General features: G+C 63.1%; 20 protein-coding genes. 12 read left to right on the forward strand and 8 right to left on the reverse strand.

Translation table 11 applies throughout. From position 1 onward, the window contains the following. Positions 1–104: 104 nt before the first annotated feature. Positions 105–1,214 (forward strand): alkene reductase, encoded by a 1,110-nt coding sequence (locus PG879_RS07085; protein WP_201997056.1) that lies wholly within the window; start codon positions 105–107, stop codon positions 1,212–1,214. A 139-nt stretch (positions 1,215–1,353) separates the two neighbouring features. Then, positions 1,354–2,340 carry a zinc-binding dehydrogenase gene (locus PG879_RS07090; protein WP_270829953.1) on the forward strand — a complete coding sequence of 329 codons (987 nt, stop codon included), beginning with the start codon at positions 1,354–1,356 and terminating at the stop codon, positions 2,338–2,340. Between the two features lie 74 nt (positions 2,341–2,414). On the opposite strand, the gene PG879_RS07095 is transcribed toward PG879_RS07090, so the two are convergent. Beyond that, positions 2,415–3,434, reverse strand: a complete 1,020-nt coding sequence (locus PG879_RS07095) for an adenosine deaminase (RefSeq protein ID WP_270829954.1) — start codon at positions 3,432–3,434, stop codon at positions 2,415–2,417. 201 nt (positions 3,435–3,635) lie between these two features. Between PG879_RS07095 and PG879_RS07100 the strand changes: the two genes are divergently transcribed. The 5 genes from PG879_RS07100 to PG879_RS07120 all read left to right on the forward strand — a co-directional run bounded on the left by PG879_RS07100 (position 3,636) and on the right by PG879_RS07120 (position 8,185). Then, positions 3,636–4,385 carry an HAD-IIA family hydrolase gene (locus PG879_RS07100; RefSeq protein ID WP_010675115.1) on the forward strand — a complete coding sequence of 250 codons (750 nt, stop codon included), beginning with the start codon at positions 3,636–3,638 and terminating at the stop codon, positions 4,383–4,385. Between the two features lie 141 nt (positions 4,386–4,526). Beyond that, positions 4,527–4,895, forward strand: a complete 369-nt coding sequence (locus tag PG879_RS07105; RefSeq protein ID WP_039038770.1) for a cupin domain-containing protein — start codon at positions 4,527–4,529, stop codon at positions 4,893–4,895. 205 nt (positions 4,896–5,100) lie between these two features. Continuing rightward, entirely contained in the window at positions 5,101–6,765 is a 1,665-nt protein-coding gene (gene asnB, locus PG879_RS07110; RefSeq protein WP_041213050.1) for an asparagine synthase B, read from the forward strand. A gap of 167 nt (positions 6,766–6,932) precedes the next feature. Beyond that, on the forward strand, positions 6,933–7,433 hold the full coding sequence (locus PG879_RS07115; protein ID WP_134997388.1) for a thioredoxin family protein: 501 nt from the start codon (positions 6,933–6,935) through the stop codon (positions 7,431–7,433). A 128-nt stretch (positions 7,434–7,561) separates the two neighbouring features. After that, complete coding sequence (locus tag PG879_RS07120; RefSeq protein WP_270829955.1) at positions 7,562–8,185, forward strand: glutathione S-transferase family protein; 624 nt, start codon at positions 7,562–7,564, stop codon at positions 8,183–8,185. Positions 8,186–8,257: 72 nt separating this feature from the next. Here the strand turns inward: PG879_RS07120 and maiA are convergent, their stop codons facing one another. From maiA to PG879_RS07150, 6 genes are all read right to left on the reverse strand, one after another. Beyond that, on the reverse strand, positions 8,258–8,896 hold the full coding sequence (gene maiA / locus PG879_RS07125; protein ID WP_010675120.1) for a maleylacetoacetate isomerase: 639 nt from the start codon (positions 8,894–8,896) through the stop codon (positions 8,258–8,260). Positions 8,897–8,965: 69 nt separating this feature from the next. Further along, positions 8,966–9,964, reverse strand: coding sequence for a fumarylacetoacetate hydrolase family protein (locus PG879_RS07130; protein ID WP_270829956.1), 999 nt, complete (start codon positions 9,962–9,964; stop codon positions 8,966–8,968). A gap of 10 nt (positions 9,965–9,974) precedes the next feature. Then, positions 9,975–11,123: a homogentisate 1,2-dioxygenase gene (locus PG879_RS07135; RefSeq protein ID WP_270829957.1), complete on the reverse strand. Its 1,149-nt coding sequence runs from the start codon at positions 11,121–11,123 to the stop codon at positions 9,975–9,977. After that, on the reverse strand, positions 11,116–12,270 hold the full coding sequence (hppD, locus tag PG879_RS07140) for a 4-hydroxyphenylpyruvate dioxygenase (RefSeq protein WP_270829959.1): 1,155 nt from the start codon (positions 12,268–12,270) through the stop codon (positions 11,116–11,118). Before hppD ends, PG879_RS07135 begins: the two co-directional genes overlap by 8 nt. Before the next feature lie 239 nt (positions 12,271–12,509). After that, on the reverse strand, positions 12,510–13,163 hold the full coding sequence (locus PG879_RS07145) for an HAD family hydrolase (protein ID WP_049635979.1): 654 nt from the start codon (positions 13,161–13,163) through the stop codon (positions 12,510–12,512). Continuing rightward, the gene (locus PG879_RS07150) at positions 13,160–13,804 is read right to left on the reverse strand and encodes a TIGR01621 family pseudouridine synthase (protein WP_270829960.1); all 645 of its coding nucleotides are present in this window, start codon (positions 13,802–13,804) and stop codon (positions 13,160–13,162) included. Before PG879_RS07150 ends, PG879_RS07145 begins: the two co-directional genes overlap by 4 nt. An 88-nt stretch (positions 13,805–13,892) precedes the next feature. Here PG879_RS07150 and PG879_RS07155 point away from each other — a divergent pair, with 88 nt between their 5' ends. After that, positions 13,893–15,485: a GGDEF domain-containing protein gene (locus PG879_RS07155; RefSeq protein ID WP_270829961.1), complete on the forward strand. Its 1,593-nt coding sequence runs from the start codon at positions 13,893–13,895 to the stop codon at positions 15,483–15,485. Positions 15,486–15,588: 103 nt separating this feature from the next. Here the strand turns inward: PG879_RS07155 and PG879_RS07160 are convergent, their stop codons facing one another. Next, positions 15,589–17,142 (reverse strand): methyl-accepting chemotaxis protein, encoded by a 1,554-nt coding sequence (locus tag PG879_RS07160; RefSeq protein WP_042882811.1) that lies wholly within the window; start codon positions 17,140–17,142, stop codon positions 15,589–15,591. A 382-nt stretch (positions 17,143–17,524) separates the two neighbouring features. Here PG879_RS07160 and prpB point away from each other — a divergent pair, with 382 nt between their 5' ends. From prpB to acnD, 4 genes are all read left to right on the forward strand, one after another. Continuing rightward, the gene (prpB, locus tag PG879_RS07165) at positions 17,525–18,424 is read left to right on the forward strand and encodes a methylisocitrate lyase (protein ID WP_180906931.1); all 900 of its coding nucleotides are present in this window, start codon (positions 17,525–17,527) and stop codon (positions 18,422–18,424) included. Between the two features lie 64 nt (positions 18,425–18,488). Continuing rightward, positions 18,489–19,646 carry a bifunctional 2-methylcitrate synthase/citrate synthase gene (prpC, locus tag PG879_RS07170; protein WP_104454332.1) on the forward strand — a complete coding sequence of 386 codons (1,158 nt, stop codon included), beginning with the start codon at positions 18,489–18,491 and terminating at the stop codon, positions 19,644–19,646. Beyond that, entirely contained in the window at positions 19,646–19,798 is a 153-nt protein-coding gene (locus tag PG879_RS07175) for a hypothetical protein (protein WP_158656061.1), read from the forward strand. The genes prpC and PG879_RS07175 overlap by 1 nt, the downstream gene beginning before the upstream one ends. After that, on the forward strand, positions 19,798–22,416 hold the full coding sequence (acnD, locus tag PG879_RS07180) for a Fe/S-dependent 2-methylisocitrate dehydratase AcnD (protein ID WP_270829963.1): 2,619 nt from the start codon (positions 19,798–19,800) through the stop codon (positions 22,414–22,416). The genes PG879_RS07175 and acnD overlap by 1 nt, the downstream gene beginning before the upstream one ends. The last annotated feature ends 31 nt before the right edge of the window (positions 22,417–22,447 follow it).

Raw genomic sequence — 22,447 nt, forward strand, 5'->3', positions numbered from 1 at the left:
GCCATTGCTGCGATAACGGCAATTCTCTTCTGCAATACCCCCTCTTTTTCACAATAACAATCCCCTCTAGAGTCACCTCACTCCCAAAGATTGAGGAATCCATCATGCACCACGATCCCCTGTTCTGCCCCCTTCGCCTCGGCCAGCTGCACCTTGCCAACCGCATCGTCATGCCCCCCATGACCCGCTCCCGCGCCAGCCAGCCCGGGGACGTGGCCAACGCCATGATGGCGACCTACTACGCCCAGCGTGCCGGGGCCGGCCTCATCATCAGCGAAGGCACCCAGATAGATCCCCTGGGCAAGGGCTACGCCTGGACGCCGGGCATCCACAGCGCCGAGCAGGTGGCAGGCTGGAAGCAGGTAACAGACGCGGTCCACGCCGAGGGGGGCATCATGTTCGCCCAGCTCTGGCACGTGGGCCGGGTCACCCATCCTGACAACATCGGCGGCGCCCAGCCCCTCTCCTCCTCCGCCATCCAGGCCAAGGGAGTGAAGGTATTCGTCGACAACGGCAGCGATGCCCCGGGGTTTGTGGAGACCGTCACCCCGCGCGCCATGACCCAGGCCGACATCGACGCCGTGGTGGGGCAGTTTCGCCGGGCCGCCCGCAACGCCATGGAAGCGGGCTTTGACGGCATCGAGTTGCACGCCGCCAACGGCTACCTCATCAACCAGTTCCTCGACTCCGAGTCCAATACCCGCACCGACGGCTATGGCGGTTCGCTCGAAAACCGGCTGCGTTTCCTCAAAGAGGTGACCGAGGCGGTCTGTGACGAGATCGGTCCCGACCGGGTCGGGGTACGCCTTGCGCCACTCACCACCCTCAACGGTACCGTGGATGCCAACCCCCAGGAGACCTATCTGGCCGCCGCGCGCCTGCTGGGCAAGCTCGGCGTGGTCTATCTGCACGTCGCCGAAGCGGACTGGGACGACGCCCCCCTGATGGCGGAGAGCTTCAAGCAGGGGCTGCGCGACGCCTTCCCCAACACCCTCATCTACGCCGGCAAATACGATGGGGAGCGCGCCCGCGCCGCCATCGAGGCGGGCTGGGCCGACATGATTGGCTTCGGTCGCCCCTTCGTGGCCAACCCCGACTTGCCGAACCGCCTGCGCCACGGCCATCCGTTCGCCCCCCACGATCCCGCCACCCTGTTTGGCGGCGGCGAGAAAGGGCTGACGGACTACCCCGTCTATGGGGCAGAGCGGGCATAAGGCGGCTGGCGCCGAACCTCTTCCCGGGCGGACCCCACCAGCGTGGGGTCCGCCTTGTTGTCTTGCCAGTGCAACAACAACCCAAGACATTGTTACGCCATGTGATTCAATCTGCGCCCCTCTCTTTCAAGGAGTCACCATGAACCATACCCAGGCCTGGTGCTGGCACGCCCCCGGCGAACCGGACCAGCTCACCCTCACCCGGCAAGCGCTCCCCACCCCCGGGCCCGACGAGGTCCTCGTCGCCAACCGGATCATCGCCTTCAATCCGGTGGACTGGAAACTCATCGAACAGGGTCATCCCCACTGGCAGCCAGGCCATGTGCCCGGCGTCGATGGCATGGGCACCCTGGTGGCACTGGGGGCCAACGTCACCCACCTGCGCCCCGGCACCCGGGTCGCCTATCACACCGACCTGCGCCACGGCGGCAGCTTTGCCCGCCACACCCTGGTGCCGGCTCGCGCCCTGATGCCGGTGCCCGATGCCCTGAGCGACGAGGCGGCCGCCGCACTCCCCTGCCCCGGCCTCACCGCCTGGCAGGCGCTGGCCAAGCTGCCTCACCTCCACGGGGAGGCCCTGCTCATCACGGGGGCTGGCAGCAGTGTCGGCCGCTTCGCGGTGCAACTTGCCCTCCAGAAGGGGGCCCGCGTCTTTGCCAGCGCCAGCCCGCGCCACCACCAGTGGCTCAAACAGCTAGGCGTGCAGGGGGTGGCGGACTATCGGGATCCCGACTGGCTGGTCCAGTTGCAGGCCGCCAACGGCGGTGAACCCTTCGAGGGGATCATCGATCTGGTCTCCAGCCAGCAGGCAGAAGCCTTGCTGCCTGCCCTTGGCTATTACGGCCACATGGTGACGGTGCTCGGGCGCATCGCGCGCAACCCGCTGCCCGCCTTTAGCCATTGCCACTCGTTGCACGAGATTGCCCTCGGCGCCCAGCACGCCTTTGGCTCGAACAAACAGTGGAGCCGTCTGGTGGCGGCCGGTGTCGCCATGATGGCGCAGATGGCGAGCGGTGAGCTGACCCCGCCGCCGCTGGTGGTGGGCGACTTCGACGCCCTGCCTGCCCTGCTCACCCGCGTCAAGCAGGAGGGACAAGGGGAAAAGTATCTGGTGAGGGTGGGTTGATACCCGCCCAACGATGGCACAAAGTGGCCCGCCATGGCGGGCCTCCTCCATTCAAGGTGTGCAAGACAGCCTGCTCAGTGCAGGCTCACCCCGTGCAGGGCGGCATGGAGGCGAATGTCACGGGTCAGGCGCACCTTGTCCGCAAGGCTCAGCCAGCTCGCCTCCACGGCATTGAGACTGAGGCGGCACAGCTGCTCCTGACTGGCGCCAAGCCCGTCGGCCAGGGCCTGGAAGTTGGCCCCCAGGTATCCCCCGAAATAGGCGGGATCGTCGGAGTTCACGGTGACGCAGAGCCCCTGCTCCAGCAGCCTCAGCACATTGTGGTGGGCCATCTGGTCAAACACCCTGAGCCGCACGTTGGAAAGCGGGCAGACGGTGAGGGGCAACCGTGTGTCGGCCAGGTAGCTCAGCAGCGCGGGATCCTCGACGCAGCGCACCCCGTGATCGATGCGTTGCACCCCGAGCTCCCGGATCGCCTGCCAGATGTAGTCCGCAGGTCCCTCCTCCCCCGCATGGGCCACCACCGGCAGCCCCAGTTCCCTGGCCCGGGCAAAGACCCGGGCAAACTTGACGGGGGGGTTGCCCTGCTCCCCCGAATCGAGGCCGATCCCGTGCAGGCGCGCCAGGTGCGGCGTGGCCTCTGCCAGGGTGGCGAATGCCGCCTCTTCACTCAGGTGGCGCAGGAAGCTCATGATGAGCCGCCAGCTGATGCCAAAGGCTGCTTCCCCAGCCTGCAGCGCCCGCTCGATGCCCCCCAGCACGGTGGCAAAGGGCACGCCGCGGGCGGTGTGGGTCTGGGGGTCGAAGAAGATCTCCACGTGCACCACGTGATCGGCAACGCAGTGCTCGAGATAGGCCCAGGTGAGGTCGAAGAAATCCTGTTCGTGGATGAGCACGCTGGCACCGAGGTAGTAGAGATCGAGGAAGGATTGCAGGCCGTCGAACTCATAGGCGGCGCGCAGGCTGTCGACATCGGGCCAGGGCAGCGCCACCCCGTTGCGCTGACCGAGGGCGAACATCAGCTCGGGTTCGAGGGTCCCCTCGATATGCAGGTGCAGTTCCAGCTTGGGCAAGCCGGCAATAAAGTGCTCCATGATGACGGCTCCATCGTCAGACTCCGTGCGGGCACCACCGGGGCGGCGCCCTCCCTTCGCCTTCATTGTGCACCCATCTGGCCCACCGGAGGAGACTTGTCATCAAAGGGCCTTATAATGGCGGCACAAAAACCATAACCGATTGAAGAGACGAACAGAGGGATGCCCTGTCCCCGCTCTTGCGCCCTACAAGGAGAATTCATGAAGAAAAACGTCATCTGTGACATTGACGGCGTCATCCTGCACAACAACGATCTCATTCCCGGCGCCGACCGCTTCGTCCACCGCCTGCTGGAGCAGGGCAGCAAGCTCCTGTTCCTCACCAACTACCCGGCCCAGACCCAGAAAGATCTGCAAAACCGCTTCCGCTCCGCCGGAATAGAGGTGCCCGAGGAGTGCTTCTACACCTCCGCCATGGGCACCGCCGACTTTCTCAAGCGCCAGGATGGCAAGAAGGCCTATGTGATTGGCGAAGGGGCCCTGACCCACGAGCTCTATAAAGCCGGCTTCACCATCACCGACATCGACCCGGACTTCGTGGTGGTGGGAGAGACCCGCAACTACAACTGGACCATGATGCAGCAGGGCGCCAAGTTCGTGGATCAGGGGGCCCGCTTCATCGCCACCAACCCCGACACCCACGGCCCCCTGATGTACCCGGCCTGCGGCGCCCTGTGCGCTCCCATCGAGCGGATGACCGGCAAGAAGCCCTTCTATGTCGGCAAGCCGAGCGCCTGGATCATTCGCGCGGCCCTCAACCGGATGGAGGCCCACTCCGACGACACCATCATCATCGGCGACAACCTGCGCACCGACATCCTGGCTGGCTTCCAGGCCGGTCTCGAGACGGTGCTGGTGCTCTCCGGGGTGAGCAAGGTGGCGGACATCGACCGCATGCCGTTTCGACCGAACCACATCTTCGACTCCGTGGTGGACATCGACATCGTCTGATCCCGGGTGCCGCCCTTCCGGTAGCCTTCAGCCTGCACGGGCCCCCTTGGCAAAGGGGGCCCGTTTCGTTTAACGTAAGCGCAACATCGTTAAACAAACTAAACGGGAGCAGGATGCTCCTTCGCCACTCAAGGACGCACCATGAAGAGCCTGAACGACTGGATCCTGCTGGACAAGCACACTGTCTCCCCCACCCCGATGATGCCCGCCCCCGAGCGCATCAGGGCCGGAACGCCGAGCCAGACGGCATGGAACCACTACTCCGACCCGAGCCAGCAGTTTCACGTGGGCTTCTGGGCTTGCGAGCCGGGCTGCTGGGCCGTTCACTATACCGAACACGAATACTGCCAGATGCTGGAAGGGGAGGCGGTGATCCACGACGAGCAGGGCGGCCGGCTGCACCTCAAACCGGGGGATCAGTTCGTCATTCCCGCCGGTTTTGTCGGGCAGTGGGAGACCCTCACCCCTTGCCGCAAGCTCTATGTGATCTTCGAACCCGCCGCGACTTGACGCGCACGTCAACCCTGACCCTCTCTCTTCAGGCGGCCGAACGGCCGCCATCCCCTGCGCAACTTGACGCTTACGGCATGATTTTCTGCGGTTTTCCCGCTTGCAAAAGGGTTTTCCGCTAGGCATTGTGATTGGCGAGGAATGTAAATGGAATTTCGAGCCCAAACGTGGGGGGCTCATATAAAAATCAAGAGGATTACCGCCAATGTGTTCTATTTTCGGCATTCTGGACATCAAGACCGACGCCACTGCCCTGCGCAAATCGGCCCTGGAGATGTCCAAGCGACTGCGTCACCGCGGGCCTGACTGGTCCGGCGTCTACAGCTCCGACAAGGCCATCCTGGTGCACGAGCGCCTGGCCATCGTCGATCCGGGCAATGGCGCACAGCCTCTCTACAACCCCGAGCGCACGCACGTATTGGCCGTCAACGGCGAGATCTACAACCACAAGGAGCTGGAGAAGAACCTCAAGGTCGACTTCCAGTTCCAGACCCACTCCGACTGTGAAGTGCTGCTGGCCCTCTACAAGGAGAAAGGCCCGGCGTTCCTGGACGATCTGAACGGCATCTTCGCCTTCATCCTCTATGACGCCGAGCAGGATGCCTACCTGATTGGTCGCGACCACATGGGGATCATCCCCCTCTATACCGGCCGCGACGAACACGGCAACTTCTACGTCGCCTCCGAGATGAAGGCCCTGGTGCCGGTGTGCAAGAGCGTCGAGACCTTCCCGCCGGGACACTACCTGTGGAGCAAGGATGGCGAGCTTAAAACTTGGTACAAACGGGACTGGATGGAATACGCGCCGGTCGAGCACAACGTCAGCGACAAGGCCGAGCTCAAAGCGGCCCTGGAAGCGGCGGTCAAGCGCCAGCTGATGTGCGACGTGCCCTATGGCGTGCTGCTCTCCGGTGGTCTGGATTCGTCCGTCATCTCCGCCATCACCAAGCTCTATGCCGCCCGCCGGGTGGAAGACGATGGCAAGAGCGAAGCCTGGTGGCCCCAGCTGCACTCCTTCGCCGTCGGCCTGGAAGGGTCGCCGGATCTCGCCGCCGCCCGCAAGGTGGCCGATCACCTGGGCACCATCCACCACCAGATCCACTTCACCGTGCAGGAAGGGCTGGATGCCCTTCGGGACGTCATCTATCACCTCGAAACCTATGACGTCACCACCATCCGCGCCTCCACGCCCATGTATCTGATGGCCCGCTACATCAAGGCGATGGGGATCAAGATGGTGCTGTCGGGAGAGGGCTCCGACGAGCTGTTCGGCGGCTACCTCTACTTCCACAAGGCCCCCAACGCCCGTGAGTTCCACGAGGAGAACGTGCGCAAGCTCGCCTCCCTGCACCTCTATGACTGCCTGCGGGCCAACAAGTCCATGGCCGCCTGGGGCGTGGAAGGCCGCGTGCCCTTCCTCGACAAGGAGTTCATGGACGTGGCGATGCGCCTCAATCCCGCCGACAAGATGTGCGGCAAGGGCAAGATCGAGAAACACATCCTGCGGGAAGCCTTCGAGGATCTGCTGCCCCACGAAGTGGCGTGGCGCCAGAAGGAGCAGTTCTCAGACGGCGTAGGCTACTCCTGGATTGACAGCCTGAAAGCCATGGTCGAGGAAGAGGTGACGGATCAGATGTTCGAGGCCGCGGCCTTCCGCTTCCCCGTCAACACCCCGCTCACCAAGGAGGCGTACTACTACCGCGCCATCTTCGACGAGCACTTCCCGCTGGAGTCCGCCGCCCGCACCGTGCCCTACGGCAAGTCGGTCGCCTGCTCCACTCCCACCGCGCTCGAATGGGATGCCAAGTTCAAGGAGATGGCCGACCCGTCCGGTCGCGCCGTGATGGACGTCCACCAGCAGGGTTACTGATCGCCCCTGACCTGAATACAAAGCCCCTCTCGAGGGGCTTTGTTGTTTTCTGCCATTCCATTGCCGCTTTTTGCCTTCCCCTTCCCTGTTTGCGGCTTGGCGCAGGAAACGCCCCGTGTCACATTGTCTGCGCCTGGAAGCAAAGATAACGACACAAGGAAGAGACCATGAAACGACTGTTACTGCCCCTGATGCTGGGCACCCTCCTTTTCAATGGCGCCGCCTGCGCGGGCGACCACCTCTGGAGTCAGAGCCTGCCCGATTACAGCCAGGGTTATGACGAGACGCGGGATCCGGCCCGCGATCTCGCCGCCGCTACCGCCAAGGCCAGTGCCGAGGGCAAGAAAGTCCTGCTGCTGGTGGGGGGCGAATGGTGCAGCTGGTGCCAGGAGATGAACCGCTTTCTGGACCGGGAACCCGATCTCGCCGGCCAGCTCAACCGCACCTTCGTGGTGGTCAAGGTGAACGTCAGCGAGCAGAACAAGAATGAATCCTTCCTGAAAGACTATCCCGAGTATCTGGGGGTCCCCCACTTCTACGTGCTGGATGCCAAGGGCAGGCTGCTTGAGTCCTTCAACACCGGGCTGCTGGAGAAGGGGAAGAGTTACGACGGGGAGAAACTCGGCAAATTTATCGCCTATTTCCAGCCCAGAACCACCCACGGCTGACTCGCCAGTCAATAAAACAGGGCCCCGCACGGTCAGTGACAGTGCAGGGCACTGATGGCTACGCAAACAGGGAAGTGGCATGTCTGCGACAAACAGGCCATCCATCACCCCGGACAAGGACGAAAAAGATGTTGCGAATACTGGGCAAGGCGTCGTCAATCAATGTGCGCAAGGTACTGTGGACCTGCGCCGAACTGGCCCTCCCCTTCGAGCTGGAGGAGTGGGGATCCGGCTTCAAACCCACGGACACCCCGGCGTTTCTGGCGCTCAACCCCAATGCCATGGTGCCCGTCATTCAGGATGAGGATTTTACGCTGTGGGAGTCGAACACCATCATCCGCTACCTGGCGACGCGCCATGGTGCCAATGCACTCTATCCCGCCGAGGCGAGAGCCAGGGCCAGGGTCGATCAATGGATTGACTGGCAGGCATCGGACTTGAACACCGCCTGGCGCTACGCCTTCCTGTCGTTGGTGAGGCGCTCCCCCCAGCATCAAGACCATCAGGCCCTTCACGCAGCTTGCCTGCAGTGGTCTCACTGCATGAAGATCCTGGAGAGACAGCTTCAAACAACCGGAGGATATGTGGCCGGTCCGCACTTCTCGCTGGCAGACATTCCCATCGGGCTGTCAGTCAACCGCTGGCTGGAGACGCCCTATGATCGCCCGTCGCTACCCGCCGTGGACGACTACTACCAGCGACTGAAAGAGCGGCCGGGGTTTCGACGCTATGGGGCCAATGGCACGCCTTGAGGCGAGCAAGATAACCCGGGCAAGGAAAGAGACGGCAGACCGGGCCAACGCGCTGGCCCGGTCTGCACAGCTTCAGGGCTGGGCATCTGGCTGATTGGCGGGGGCAGCCTTGATAAAGGCCTGCAACTGCTCGCAGTTGGCGACGATGCGCGCAATGGTGGGGTAGTCATCCAGAGTCATGTCGAAGCGACGGGCGTTGTAGACCTGGGGCACCAGCATGCAGTCCGCCAGGGTGACCTCGTTGCCCACGCAATAGATGCCGGCGGTGGTCATGAGAAGCTGTTCCAGCGCGGTGAAGGTCTCGTCAATCCAGTGGCGATACCATGCATCCCGCGCCATCTTGCTCTGCCCCAACTCCTGCTCCAGGTAGTGCAGCACGCGCAGGTTGTTGAGGGGGTGGGTGTCACAGGCGATCATGTTGACTATCTGGCGCACCCGGGCACGTTCGATGGGGGCGGAGGGCATCAGGGGGTAGGCGGGATAGGTCTCGTCGAGGTACTCCATGATGGCCACCGACTGACCCAGATGCACGTCATCGTCCACGAGAAACGGCACCAGCCCCTGGGGATTGACCCGGCGGTAGGCCTTCTCCTTCTGCTCACCCTGCCGCAAGTTGACCGGGTGCTGCTCATAATCGAGCCCCTTGAGTTGCAGTACCAAACGCACGCGAAAGCTGGCCGATGAGCGCCAATATCCAAACAACTGCAGCATAGTGTGTCCCTGTGGTGGCAGGTGTCTGCCACCTGCCGTGTCGCCCGCCCCTCCCGGGGTCGGGCTCTCCTAGCTCGCCCGCTCGGCCGTTGCTTGCGTGACCCGCTGCAAAATGGTGCCAAACAGACTCATCCCGTTGCGATCCTGCATCGCGATGGACACTGTATCACCAAAGCGCAGAAAGGGTGTAGTGGCTTGACCTGACTCGATAATTTCCAGCATCCGCCGCTCGGCAAGGCAGGAGGATCCCCGGCTTCTGTCGTAGTTGGAGACGGTGCCCGAGCCGATGATGCAGCCCGCCCCAAGCGGCCTTGTCTTGGCGGCATGGGCAATCAGCTCATCAAAGTTGAAGGTCATGTCCACCCCGGCGTCGGGCTGCCCGAACAGGGCACCGTTGAGGTGGGTCACCAGGGGCAGGTGGACCTTGCCATCGCGCCAGTCATCCCCCAGCTCGTCCGGGGTGATGGCCACCGGCGAGAAGCTGCTGGAGGGCTTGGACTGGAAGAAGCCGAAGCCCTTGGCAAGCTCCCCGGGGATGAGGTTGCGCAGGCTCACGTCGTTGACCAGCATCAAGAGCTTGATGTGGCTCGCCGCCCCCTGCAAACAGGTGCCCATGGGCACGTCGTCGGTGATGACGGCGACTTCCGACTCAAAATCTATGCCCCACTCCTCGGAGCCCATCACGATGGGGCCACGGGGCGGCAGGAAGCTGTCAGAGCCTCCCTGATACATCAGGGGATCGTGCCAGAAGCTTTCTGGCATGTCGGCGCCGCGCGCCTTGCGCACCAGCTCCACGTGATTGACGTAGGCACTGCCGTCAATCCACTGGTAGGCGCGAGGCAGCGGGGAGAGGCACGCCTCCTCATCGAAGGGGAAGGCGTCGGGGCAGGCGCCCTCGTTGAGTCGCTGATAAACCTTCGCCAATTGCGGCGCCACTTCGCCCCACTGGTCGAGGGCCGACTGCAGGGTCGGGGCAATGGTCGTCACATGGACGGCGCGCGCCAGATCGCGGCTCACCACCACCAGGGCGCCGTCGCGCTTGCCATTGTTCAGGGTTGCCAATTTCATATCGAATTCCTTATTTGCCGAGCGTCTCTGGACGCTGCCAGCTGGTAACATAACCGGGGTGTTCGACCCCTTCGCAGATCGGGCCGACGACCAGGGCATCACGGGTGTCGAGCATCACCGCCACCTCGTCGGTGAAGGTCTTGGCATGGGCCAGCCCCGCCGCAAAGGCCTTGGGATGGGGACCATGGGTGAAGCCGGCAGGGTGGAAGGTGACCATGCCCCGCTTGATGTTGTCCCGGCTGAAGAAGTCCCCGGCGTGGTAGAAGAGCACCTCGTCGAAGTCGTCGTTGCTGTGGTAGAAGGGCACCCGCAGGGCACCTGGGTCGCTCTCGATGGGACGCGGCACGAAGGTGCAGATGACAAAACGGCTCGCCACGAAGGTGGTGTGGGCCGAGGGAGGCAGGTGGTAGCGGTGGCTCATCAGCGGGCGGATATCCCGCCAGTTGAGGCGCACCACGCACAAGTCCCCGTGCCACCCTTGTGCATCCAGCGGGTTGAACGGCCAGGTGACGACCGAGACCTGATCGTGGCGCTTGATCTGCAGCGACCAGGGGTTTTCATCCTGCTGGGCCAAGAAGCGCTCATTGATGGCGGGCACGTCCAGGGCCGCCGGATCGAAGATGGCGTGATTGCCCACCAGTCCCTTGTCCGGCAGCTGATAACTGTCTTCCGTCGCCTCGATCATCAGGATGAAGAGGGGCGCGGTGGGCTCGATGCGCCACATGGTGCCACGGGGGATCACCACATAGTCGCCATCTCTCAAGATGAGGTGCCCGTAGTCGCAGTAGAACTCGCCGCTCCCCTCGTGAATGAACAGGAGCTCGTCGCCATCGGCGTTTCGCACCAGAAACGGCATGGGCTCATGCAGGCGCCAGATGCGGTAGCGGCAGTGGGGGTTGCTGAGAATATCCGGCATCACCCAGGGGGAGAGGGAGCTCACCTCCTCCTGCAGATCGTTCAAGTCAAACGCCCGTGGCCGAAGCGGCCCCTCCCAGTGGCTCCAGTCGGTGGGAGCATGCTTGTGGTGCATGTGGGTGGCCGGACCGAAGAAGCCCAAGCGCCCCAGCTCGCGCTCATAGATGGCCTGCTCCGGCAGATCGGCATGGGCCTGGCGGGAGTGGGTTCCCTCCCGATGGGGGAAGCTTATCCAGTTACGCATCACTCGGTTCTCCGTTTTTCTGGCCCTGCGCGGCACTGTTCACCTCCCCTTGCGTGGATCCGTCCAGCACGCCACGGCGGATCTGATCCAGCTCGATGGATTCGAACAATGCCTGGAAGTTGCCCTCACCAAAGCCCTCGTTGCCCTTGCGCTGGATGATCTCGAAGAACACGGGACCGATGACGGTGTCCGTGAAGATCTGCAGCAGGATGCCGTCCTTCGTCGGCGAGCCGTCGATGAGGATGCGCAGCGCCTTCAGCGCCGCCAGATCCTCCTGATGACCAGCGACCCGGCTGTCCACCTTCTCGTAGTAGGTGTCCGGCGTCGGCATGAAGCCGGTTCCCCGCTCTCTGAGCATGCGGATGGTGTGATAGATGTCCGCAGAGGCGAGCGCGATGTGCTGGATCCCCTCCCCCTTGTACTGGCGCAGGTACTCCTCTATCTGGGACTTGTCATCCGCCGACTCGTTGATGGGAATGCGAATTTTGCCGCAAGGGGCCGTCATGGCGCGCGAGTGCAGTCCGGTCAGCTTGCCCTCGATGTCGAAGTAGCGGATTTCCCGGAAGTTGCCGATCCGCTCGTAGAAATTCGACCAGAGGTTCATGTTGCCGCGATGGACGTTGTGGGTCAGGTGGTCGATCTCATAGAGCCCCGCATCCACCTCGGCCATGCGGGCCTGCCAGTCGGGGTAGAAGATAAAGTCCACGTCATAGATGGAGCCCCGCTCACCATAGCGATCGACAAAGGAGAGGGTACTCTCGCCGATGCCGTAGATGGCGGGGATGTTGAGCTCCATGGGACCGATTTTGCCCACAAACGGCTTGGCCCCCTGGCCGATGGCGTACTGCTGGGCGCGGCCGGCATCGCTCACCCGAAACGCCATGCCGCACACGCTCGGACCATGGGCCCGGGCAAACTCCTCCGCCTGGGAGTGGGGCTCGGCATTGACCACGAAGTTGATGTCCCCCTGGCAATAGAGCCAGCACTGCTTGTGCCTGTGCTTGGCCACTTCGGCAAAGCCCAGTGAGACGAACAGCGCCTTGAGGGCCGCAATGCCCTTGAGATCCGGCGCCGTGTACTCGACAAACTCAAACCCGTCGGTGCCAAGGGGGTTGATGGTGTGAGTACGGGAAGAAGGGGTGGTCATGATGCGCTCCTTGCGATGAACTGATAACGAAACGGTTCACGCCGCAAGGGCTCGACAGGCAGCCCGCACGGCATTGTTAACAACTTGTTTCATTAGAGTGGCGAGCGCAGGGAATGAGAAGGGGCGGCGTTCAGATAGTTTGGCGGGGATCCGCGCCAAAAAATGTAAATGAAATGTGACACCACAGCCCCAACCTTGCACTGCGCTCGTTAGCGTCCCGCAAGGCTGTCAGCTTTGCCTTACAGCGACCAATAACGGGGTTCGATATGGGGCAGCACCGCCCTCGCCTTTAGCAATCGAGTCCTTTGCGGGTTGATGAGCCAGGCCTGCTCCCCCAACGCCAGCAGGGGCAGATCGTGCAGGCTGTCACTCAGGGTGAGTGCGGCCTCCAGGGTCAGGAGCTCGGGCAGCAGCTTGTGCCTGCCATGGCAATAGAAGCGCGGCACCAGGCCGCCGAAACGGTAACCCATCCGCGAGCCGATGATGCGGTGAGGGAGCCTTGGCAGTTGACGATGGAGCTGGGCACGGACCAGGGCGCGGGGACTGGCGGAGATGACCCAGCAGCGGTGCCCCTCCCCCGTCAGGAGGGCTCGCGCCTCCCGATACAGACCGGGCCGGGTCAGGCTGTACTGCCGTACCAGGGCGCGCCAGGCCAGGGGGGATAGCCCGAGGGTGATGGCCCACCAGATGAGTGCAATGCCGCGACTGCGCTGACCTGGCAGCAGATAGATCACGGCACCGAACGCCATCAGTGGCCACAGCAGCAGCGGCCAGATACGGCGGCGCAAGATGAAACGCAGCAACCCCGCATGGCTGTCATCCGGCGCCAGGGTGTCATCGAAGTCGGCCAGGATCCAGCCACGGGCTGGGACTCTCGCGGTTGCAGCGCTCATTCGGTGATCTCTGCGATGGCGGCATGCAACTCGGGCAGGAGGAACAGTGTCCCCTCATCGGGCGGACAAACGAGATCGAAGCTCTCACCTGCCAGGGTGAAGGCGAGGCGCCAGGCGTGCAGATAACCGCGATCCGTCGCCGTGCCGCCGTAACGCTCATCTCCGAGGATGGGGGCTCCCACGCTCTTCAAGGCCACCCGGATCTGGTGGGTCTTGCCGGTCCGGGGCTTGATGCGATAAAGGCGCAGCCCCTCGCGCACCGAAACGGAGTCGAACCAGCTGATGGCCGGGTTATCCTGGGTGCGGCTCAGCATCCAGCTGCCGCCTCGCCCTTTCTCCATGTCACCCTTCACCCAGCCCTGCTTCTTCTTCGGCTTGCGATCGGAGAGGGCCAGATACTGCTTGCTCACTTCCCGCGCCGCGAAAGCCATGCTGAGGGCGCGATTCGCTTCGGCGGTGCGGGCCAGCAGCACCAGCCCAGAGGTCATCTTGTCCAGTCGATGGACCGGATAGAGGTCAAGACCGGTATCCATTCTGACCCGATTGACGAGACCCGGCTCGCCGGCATCATTGTGCATGCCAATGCCCGGACGCTTGTTGATCACCATGAAATCTTTGTGCTGCAATTGTATCCGGTACATGTATAACCCTTTAGAATGTTACTTGTTAAGAACTTGAATGCAGGCCTGCAGGCCATCTTCATGGACCCTCAGCACAAGAATCGCGCGAATGAAAAAATGCCTGTTTTGGCTGTTGTTGCTTGGCATCACTTGCTTCTCACCCCTCCAGGCCAGTGAACGGACACGTGATCTGCCGGAGAAGGTGGTATTGCAGTTGCGCTGGCTGCATCAGCCCCAGTTTGTGGGCTATCACATGGCCAAGGCCAAGGGGTATTACGCCGACGCCGGTCTGGATGTCGAGATAAGGCCAGGTGGCAAGGGAATAAGTCCGGTTCAGGAGGTGCTGGCCGGACGCGCCGACTTTGGCGTCGGCAACACCGAGGTGCTGACCCACTACGCCCAGGGCAAGCCGCTGCTGGCGCTGGCCAGCGTCTACCAGCACTCTCCCTCCATCTTCCTGGCACGCCGCGACAGCAGCATTCTCACCGTTGCGGACATGCGTGGCAAACGGATCATGATGTTTCCGGGTCATCAGGATGCCGAACTGCTGGCCACCCTCTACTATCAGGGGCTTCACGAGCGCCAGCTCATCCCGGTACCCACTTCGGTCAACATCGACGATCTGATCGCTGGCCGGATAGACATCTTCAACGCCTATCTGAGCAATGAGCCCTTCTATCTGGAAGAGCGCGGCATCTCGGTGTCCGTCATCAACCCTCGCAACTACGGCATCGATTTCTACAGCGACATTCTCTTCACCACCCAGGCACAGGAGCGGCTCAATCCGGAGCGGGTGGCACGTTTTCGTGCAGCCAGCCTCAAGGGATGGCGCTATGCCCTCACCCACCCCGAGGAAGCCATCGCCCTGCTGCGCACGGAGTATGGCGTCAACCGCAGCCAGGCCCACATGGAATACGAGTTGCAGATGAGCAAGGAGATGATCCAGCCGCTCTATGTGGAGATCGGGTATATGAATCCGGATCGCTTCGCTCACATCATGCAGCAGCTGGTGGAGATAGGCCTCCTTGCCAAACCGGTCTCCCTGACCCGTTTTCTCTATCAGGTTCCCTCAGAACAGTGGATCTTCTGGCGTCCCTGGTTCCTGCTGAGCCTGGGTGTTGGTGGTCTCATCCTGCTGCTCTCCCTCTATCTTCTGATGAGCAACAAGCGGCTCAACCAGGAAGTGGCCCTGCGCAAGCAGCGAGAGCAGGAGATACTGCAACTGGCCCGCCTCGATCCCCTTACCGGGCTGCCCAATCGACTGAGCCTGATGGAGCAGTTGAAACACCAGGTACAAAGCGACAATCCGGGCTGCCTGCTGTTTTGCGATCTCAATGACTTCAAGCGCATCAACGACAACTTCGGCCACAGCCAGGGGGATGCCATCCTCTGCCAGCTGGCCAGACGGATCCACGACGCCATCGGCCACCAGTGCTATTTTGCCCGCTTGGCGGGGGACGAGTTCATCCTGCTGCTACCGGGCTACGATATCCGTCAGGCAGAGGAGGTCACCGCCGTGATCCGCCAGGCCATGCAGGCCCCCTTCGTGGTCAATGACCAGCCGATGCAGGTGGGCATCAGCATCGGCGTCAGCCACTACCAGCATGACTGGAGCCCGGAGCAGTGGCTCATCCAGGCCGACAGGGCCATGTATTGTGACAAGGGTGGCCGCGTCATCACGCTGGCGGAGCAGTCCGGCTGACTGGCTCATCTCCCGGTACACAGAGCCGATATCCCCGTGAAACCGATAAACAGGAAGGCCACCCCAGGGGTGGCCTTCCTGTATTGCATGAGTCTGACCGCTCTTACCCGAAGGTCTGCCCCAGGGATTTGAGCTGGCGAGCCTTGGTGAGCAGGATGTCGCTCGAGGCGTCCATGTCCTGCATCTTGTTGCTGTTGGTGTGGGAGTGCTGGGAGATGGCGTTGACGTTGCGGCTGATGTCCTCCACCACCGCCTGCTGCTCCTCTGCCGCCGTCGAGATCTGGGCCGAGAGGTCCACCACCCGTTCTATTTCCGCCAGCACCTGATGCAGGCTCTCTGATCCCTGGCGGGTCAGGGTCACGCAGGATTGGGTCTGTTGCAGGTTCTGCTGCATCATGCCCTTCCAGCCGTTCAGGGTACGCTGGATCTGGCCTATGCTGCTCTGGATCTGTTCGGTCGCCTTGTGGGTGCGCGTGGAGAGGGTTCGCACCTCGTCCGCCACCACCGCAAAGCCTCGCCCCTGCTCCCCTGCCCGCGCAGCCTCGATGGCGGCGTTGAGCGCCAGCAGATTGGTCTGATCCGCAATGCCCTGGATCTCGCTCATCAGCACACCGATGCGGTCCGACTCCTCCGCCAGTGCCACGGCGGCCGTGAAGGCATGCTCTGCCTGGGTGGCCAGCTCCGTCACCCTGTGCTGGGTATCTTCCAGCTGCTGATCGGTGTGTTGGCAGTGCGCCTTGGCCTGGGCTATCTGGTTGTCCGTCTCCAGGATATTGCGGGCAATCTCGTGGGCTGTCGCCGCCATTTCGGTGATGGCCGTCGCCACCTGCTGGGTCTGGACATCCTGTTCGGCGATGTCGGCGCTCGCCTCGCTGGAGGCTGTTTTCAGATGCACCGCGAGATCCTGCAGGGAGAGGGTCGCATCGTCCACTCGTCCAAGGACGGTGCGGATCCTGGCCTGCAACAGCTTGATGTGGAAGTCTGCAATGGCACTGGCATCCTCCCCCGAATAGATGAGCCGGGTCAGGCTGTCATATTCGTCCGCGAGCTGTCGCAGATAACGGGGGGTAGTGATGAGGGTGTCACGATAGATCAGGGCCAGCCACAAGAGAGGCAACAGGGTGAACAATGGCCCCCAGGGCCCCATCAGATAGGCCCCCCCTGCCAGCATCAGCAAGACACCGACGATGGCCAGCCCGTGGCGCATCGGGCGCAGGCTCAATCCGCCCTTTCGCTCCCCCCGCTCCACGCTCTTCAATCTGGCATAGGTGCGCCCGGCCACGGCTTTCATCTCCGGCGCGGCGCGACTGCGGACCGACTGGTAGCCATTGATCCGCCCCTGCTCGAAGATAGGGGTGACATAGGCATCCACCCAATAGTAACGCCCATCCTTGCAGCGGTTTTTCACCATGCCGCGCCAGGGTTTGCCCTGCTTGAGCTTGCCCCAGAGGTCAGCAAAGGCAGCCTTGGGCATGTCCGGGTGGCGAACCATGTTGTGGTGCTGGCCGATGAGCTCGGCCCGGCTGTACCCCGCTACCCGGCAGAAGTGATCATTGGCGTAGGTGATCACACCCTGCAGGTCCGTAGTGGAGACCAGCTGTTCATTGGCAGGAAAATCCACCTCTTCGTCGATGAGATGAACCTGGCTTTTCTTCATGGCGCACACCCCTTGTTTGATCACCCACTGAGCGTAGCCAAACGCCTACGGGCAAGCAACGCAGAGACCCAGTCGGGGAGGATGGCTGAGACACAATTTGCATCCTGTTTGACGCCGCGCAAGATTTTGACCCCAAAAGCCCCGATTTGGCCAAAAAACACTCGGCATTTTCCCAGGTTCACCGCTCTCCCACACGATGCATCACACCAAAAAATGGTTCCAACGAGTCTGTGGTGCTGGCGTTGCCAGGGGTCCGTCAGGGGAGAGCACACTTGATACGACCTTGGACCTAAGCATAATTGACGTTAACGTAAACGTAGTGTGAGATAATACCGTTCACCCTACACATCCAGCAGACACGCCCCCCATGAAAGGAGTCACCATGTCCAACCTCTCCCCCTCGGCCGGCAAGCGTTTTCGCACGGCCCTGGCCAACGAAAAGCCCCTGCAGATTGTCGGCACCATCAATGCCTACATGGCGCTGATGGCAGAGCGCAGCGGCTTCCAGGCCCTCTATCTCTCCGGCGCCGGGGTAGCGAACGCCTCCTATGGCCTGCCGGACCTCGGCATGACTTCCATGAATGACGTGCTCATCGATGCCGAACGCATCACGGCTGTCACCCAGGTGCCACTCCTGGTGGACATCGACACCGGCTGGGGGGGCGCCTTCAACATCGCCCGCACCATTCGCGCCTTCGAGCGTGGCGGTGTGGCCGCCGTCCACATGGAAGATCAGGTGGCCCAGAAGCGCTGCGGCCACAGGCCGAACAAGGCGGTGGTCACGGTCTCGGAGATGGTGGACAGGATCAAGGCCGCAGTGGATGCCCGCCAGGACGAGCACTTCGTCATCATGGCCCGCACCGACGCCCTGGCGGTGGAAGGACTGGGCTCGGCCCTGGAGCGGGCCGCCGCCTATGTGGAGGCCGGTGCCGACATGATCTTCGCCGAGGCGGTCACCGAGCTGGAACAGTACGATCGCTTCAAGCAGGCGGCCGGAGTGCCCATCCTCGCCAACATGACCGAGTTCGGCAAGACCGAGCTGTTTGACAAGGAGGCGCTCGCCTTGCATGGCGTCGACATGGTGCTCTACCCCCTGAGCGCCGCCCGCGCCGCCAACCAGGCCGCCCTCAACGTCTATCAGACGCTTCGCCGTGACGGCCACCAGCGCGCCGTGGTCGACACCATGCAGACCCGGGAGTCCCTCTACGATTTTCTCGGTTACCACCACTACGAGCAGACCCTGGACAGGCTGTTCACCCAGGATCTGTCGACCAAGGAATAAGACGGCGACCGGCCGCCTTATGCTGGCGGCTGGCGCATCAACGGACTGAATGAGGAAACATGTGATGAGCGCCCTGCCCGAAACCACCGGCTTCAAGCCCAAGAAATCCGTCGCCCTCTCCGGCAGCGCCGCCGGCAACACCGCCCTGTGCACCGTCGGCCTCTCCGGCAACGACCTGCACTACCGTGGCTACGACATCCTGGACGTGGCCACCAGCTGCGAGTTTGAAGAGATAGCCCATCTGCTGGTGCACGGCCATCTGCCCAATGTGGCGGAGCTTGGCGCCTACAAGGCCAAACTCAAGGCCCTGCGCGGCCTGCCCACCGGAGTGAGGACCGCCCTGGAACAGTTGCCTCCCTCCGCCCACCCCATGGACGTGATGCGCACCGCCGTCTCCGTGCTGGGGTGCCTGTCACCGGAGAAGGACGATCACAACCACCCGGGCGCCCGGGACATCGCCGACAAGCTGATGGCCTGTCTCGGCTCCGTGTTGCTCTACTGGTACCACTTCAGCCACAACGGCAAACGCATCCATGTGGAGACCGACGACGACTCCATCGGCGGCCACTTCCTGCACCTGCTGCACGGGCACAAGCCACGCGACTCCTGGGTTCGCGCCATGCACACCTCTCTCATCCTCTACGCCGAGCACGAGTTCAACGCCTCCACCTTCACCGGCCGCGTCATCGCCGGTACCGGCTCGGACATGTTCTCCTGCATCACGGGGGCCATCGGTGCCCTGCGCGGGCCCAAGCACGGAGGCGCCAACGAGGTGGCCTTCGAGATCCAGAAGCGCTACGAGAACCCGGACGAGGCGGAGGCCGACATTCGCGCTCGGGTCGAGAAAAAAGAAGTGGTCATCGGCTTCGGCCACCCGGTCTACACCGTCTCCGATCCCCGCAACAAGGTGATCAAGGAGGTGGCGCGCGAACTCAGCCAGGAGCAGCACAACACCAAGATGTTCGATATCGCCGAGCGGCTGGAATCCACCATGTGGGAGGTCAAGAAGATGTTCCCGAACCTCGACTGGTTCAGCGCCGTCAGCTACCACATGATGGGGGTGCCCACCGCCATGTTCACCCCGCTGTTCGTCATCGCCCGCACCTCAGGCTGGTCGGCCCACGTCATCGAGCAACGCATCGACGGCAAGATCATCCGCCCGAGCGCCAACTACGTCGGCCCGGAGGATCTCAGGTTCGTGCCGCTCAAGGAGCGCAAGTGATGATCAACACGCAATATCGCAAGCCCCTGCCCGGCACGGCGCTCGACTACTTCGACGCCAGGGAGGCGGTCGACGCCATCGCCCCGGGCGCCTGGGACAGGCTCTACTACACCGCCCGCGTGCACGCCGAGAAGAATCAGGAGCGCAAGTGATGATCAACACGCAATATCGCAAGCCCCTGCCCGGCACGGCGCTCGACTACTTCGATGCCAGGGAGGCGGTCAACGCCATCGCCCCCGGCGCCTGGGACAGGCTCTCCTACACCGCCCGCGTCCACGCCGAGAACCTGGTGCGTCGGTGCGATCCGACCATCCTCGGCGAGTGCCTCGGCCAGATAGTCCATGGCAAGCGCGATCGCGACTTTCCCTGGTTCCCGGCGCGGGTGGTGTGTCACGACATCCTGGGGCAGACCGCCCTGGTGGACCTCGCGGGCCTTCGCGACGCCATCGCCGAGCAGGGTGGCGATCCCGCCCAGGTGAACCCTGTGGTGCCGGTGCAGCTCATCGTCGACCATTCCCTCGCCGTTGAGTGCGGCGGCTTTGACCCCCAGGCGTTCGAGAAGAACCGCGCCATCGAGGATCGCCGCAACGAGGATCGTTTCCACTTCATCGACTGGACCAAGCAGGCGTTCAAGAACATCGAGGTGATCCCGCCGGGCAACGGCATCATGCACCAGATCAACCTGGAGAAGATGTCCCCTGTCATCCACGCCGATCGCGGCCTCGCCTACCCGGATACCTGCGTCGGCACCGACAGCCACACCCCCCACGTTGACGCTCTGGGCGTCATCGCGGTGGGGGTGGGTGGGTTAGAGGCCGAGAACGTCATGCTGGGGCGCGCCTCCTGGATGCGGCTGCCTTCGATCGTCGGCGTGGAGCTCTCCGGCAAGCCGCAACCCGGCATCACCGCCACGGACCTGGTGCTGTCGCTCACCGAATTCCTGCGCCAGCAGAAGGTAGTCGGGGCCTATCTGGAGTTTCGTGGCGAGGGCGCCGCCGCCCTCACCCTCGGCGATCGGGCCACCATCTCCAACATGGCACCGGAATACGGCGCTACCGCGGCCATGTTCTTCATCGACCAGCAGACCCTCGACTACCTCAAGCTCACCGGCCGTGACGACGAGCAGGTCAGGCTGGTGGAAACCTATGCCAGGGAGGCCGGCCTCTGGGCCGATGCCCTGGCGAGCGCCCAGTACGAGCGGGTGCTGCACTTTGACTTGTCGAGCGTGGTGCGCACCCTGGCGGGCCCCTCCAACCCCCATCGCCGCCTGCCGGTCTCCGCCCTGGCGGAGCGCGGTATCGCGGTGAATCTGGACAAGGCTCGCGCCCAGGAGGCGGACGGCCTCTTGCCCGATGGCGCCGTCATCATCGCCGCCATCACCAGTTGCACCAACACCAGCAACCCGCGCAACGTGATTGCCGCGGGCCTGTTGGCCCGCAACGCCAACCGGCTCGGTCTGGTGCGCAAGCCCTGGGTCAAGTCGTCCCTGGCCCCCGGATCCAAGACAGTCGCCCTCTACTTGAAAGAGGCGGGACTGGACGAGGAACTTGAGCGGCTCGGCTTCGGCGTCGTGGCCTTTGCCTGCACCACCTGCAACGGCATGTCCGGTGCCCTGGATCCCACCATTCAGCAGGAGATCATCGAGCGGGACCTCTATGCCACGGCGGTGCTGTCCGGCAACCGCAACTTCGACGGCCGCATCCATCCCTATGCCAAGCAGGCGTTTCTCGCCTCCCCGCCCCTGGTGGTGGCCTACGCCATCGCCGGCACCATCCGCTTCGACATTGAAAAAGATGTGCTGGGGGTGATGGACGGCAAGGAAATTCGCCTCAAAGACATCTGGCCGTCTGATGAAGAGATCGACGCCGTGGTCAAGGCGTCGGTCAAGCCGTCCCAGTTCCGCCAGGTCTATATCCCCATGTTCACCCAGGAAGAGGATCAGGGTCCCAAGGTGACGCCCCTGTACGACTGGCGTACGCAAAGCACCTATATCCGTCGCCCGCCTTACTGGGAGGGGGCACTGGCGGGCGAGCGCACCCTGCGCGGCATGCGGCCCCTGGCGCTGTTGCCGGACAACATCACCACAGACCACCTCTCCCCTTCCAACGCCATCCTGCCCGGCAGCGCGGCGGGGGAATACCTGGCGAAGATGGGCCTGCCGGAGGAGGACTTCAACTCCTACGCCACCCACCGCGGCGATCACCTGACCGCCCAGCGCGCCACCTTCGCCAACCCCCAGCTGGTCAACGAGATGGCGGTGGTGAACGGCGTGGTGCAGAAGGGGTCCCTCGCCCGCGTCGAGCCGGATGGCAAAGTGATGCGGATGTGGGAAGCCATCGAGACCTACATGGCACGCAAGCAGCCCCTCATCATCGTGGCCGGTGCCGACTACGGTCAGGGCTCGTCCCGGGACTGGGCGGCCAAGGGGGTGCGCCTTGCCGGGGTGGAGGTGATCGCGGCGGAAGGCTTCGAGCGTATTCACCGCACCAACCTCATCGGTATGGGGGTGCTGCCGCTCGAGTTCAAACCGGGCACCACCCGCCTCACGCTGGGCCTCGATGGCACCGAGACCTATGACGTGGTGGGGGAGCGCCAGCCGCGCACCGATCTCACTCTGGTGATCCGCCGTCGCAGCGGCGAAGTGATCCAGGTGCCCATGACCTGCCGCCTCGACACCGCCGAGGAGGTCTCGGTCTATGAGGCAGGTGGCGTGCTGCAACGCTTCGCCCAGGATTTCCTGGCGTCAGCTGCGCAAAAGGCCGCAAGCTAAATCGCAACCCCGCTCCGCCCCTTTGAAAAAG

This window comes from Aeromonas sp. QDB63 (assembly GCF_027707425.1).
GTDB classification, from domain to species: Bacteria; Pseudomonadota; Gammaproteobacteria; order Enterobacterales; family Aeromonadaceae; genus Aeromonas; species Aeromonas caviae.

Coding starts and splice junctions, on each gene's coding strand:
- asnB (WP_041213050.1), top strand. CDS start 5,101: ATGTGTTCTATTTTCGGCATTCTGGACATCAAGACCGACGCCACTGCC.
- PG879_RS07155 (WP_270829961.1), top strand. CDS start 13,893: ATGAAAAAATGCCTGTTTTGGCTGTTGTTGCTTGGCATCACTTGCTTC.
- PG879_RS07100 (WP_010675115.1), top strand. CDS start 3,636: ATGAAGAAAAACGTCATCTGTGACATTGACGGCGTCATCCTGCACAAC.
- PG879_RS07095 (WP_270829954.1), bottom strand. CDS start 3,434: ATGGAGCACTTTATTGCCGGCTTGCCCAAGCTGGAACTGCACCTGCAT.
- PG879_RS07085 (WP_201997056.1), top strand. CDS start 105: ATGCACCACGATCCCCTGTTCTGCCCCCTTCGCCTCGGCCAGCTGCAC.
- PG879_RS07160 (WP_042882811.1), bottom strand. CDS start 17,142: ATGAAGAAAAGCCAGGTTCATCTCATCGACGAAGAGGTGGATTTTCCT.
- PG879_RS07105 (WP_039038770.1), top strand. CDS start 4,527: ATGAAGAGCCTGAACGACTGGATCCTGCTGGACAAGCACACTGTCTCC.
- prpB (WP_180906931.1), top strand. CDS start 17,525: ATGTCCAACCTCTCCCCCTCGGCCGGCAAGCGTTTTCGCACGGCCCTG.
- PG879_RS07150 (WP_270829960.1), bottom strand. CDS start 13,804: ATGTACCGGATACAATTGCAGCACAAAGATTTCATGGTGATCAACAAG.
- maiA (WP_010675120.1), bottom strand. CDS start 8,896: ATGCTGCAGTTGTTTGGATATTGGCGCTCATCGGCCAGCTTTCGCGTG.
- PG879_RS07130 (WP_270829956.1), bottom strand. CDS start 9,964: ATGAAATTGGCAACCCTGAACAATGGCAAGCGCGACGGCGCCCTGGTG.
- PG879_RS07090 (WP_270829953.1), top strand. CDS start 1,354: ATGAACCATACCCAGGCCTGGTGCTGGCACGCCCCCGGCGAACCGGAC.
- PG879_RS07175 (WP_158656061.1), top strand. CDS start 19,646: ATGATCAACACGCAATATCGCAAGCCCCTGCCCGGCACGGCGCTCGAC.
- prpC (WP_104454332.1), top strand. CDS start 18,489: ATGAGCGCCCTGCCCGAAACCACCGGCTTCAAGCCCAAGAAATCCGTC.
- acnD (WP_270829963.1), top strand. CDS start 19,798: ATGATCAACACGCAATATCGCAAGCCCCTGCCCGGCACGGCGCTCGAC.
- hppD (WP_270829959.1), bottom strand. CDS start 12,270: ATGACCACCCCTTCTTCCCGTACTCACACCATCAACCCCCTTGGCACC.
- PG879_RS07115 (WP_134997388.1), top strand. CDS start 6,933: ATGAAACGACTGTTACTGCCCCTGATGCTGGGCACCCTCCTTTTCAAT.
- PG879_RS07135 (WP_270829957.1), bottom strand. CDS start 11,123: ATGCGTAACTGGATAAGCTTCCCCCATCGGGAGGGAACCCACTCCCGC.
- PG879_RS07120 (WP_270829955.1), top strand. CDS start 7,562: ATGTTGCGAATACTGGGCAAGGCGTCGTCAATCAATGTGCGCAAGGTA.
- PG879_RS07145 (WP_049635979.1), bottom strand. CDS start 13,163: ATGAGCGCTGCAACCGCGAGAGTCCCAGCCCGTGGCTGGATCCTGGCC.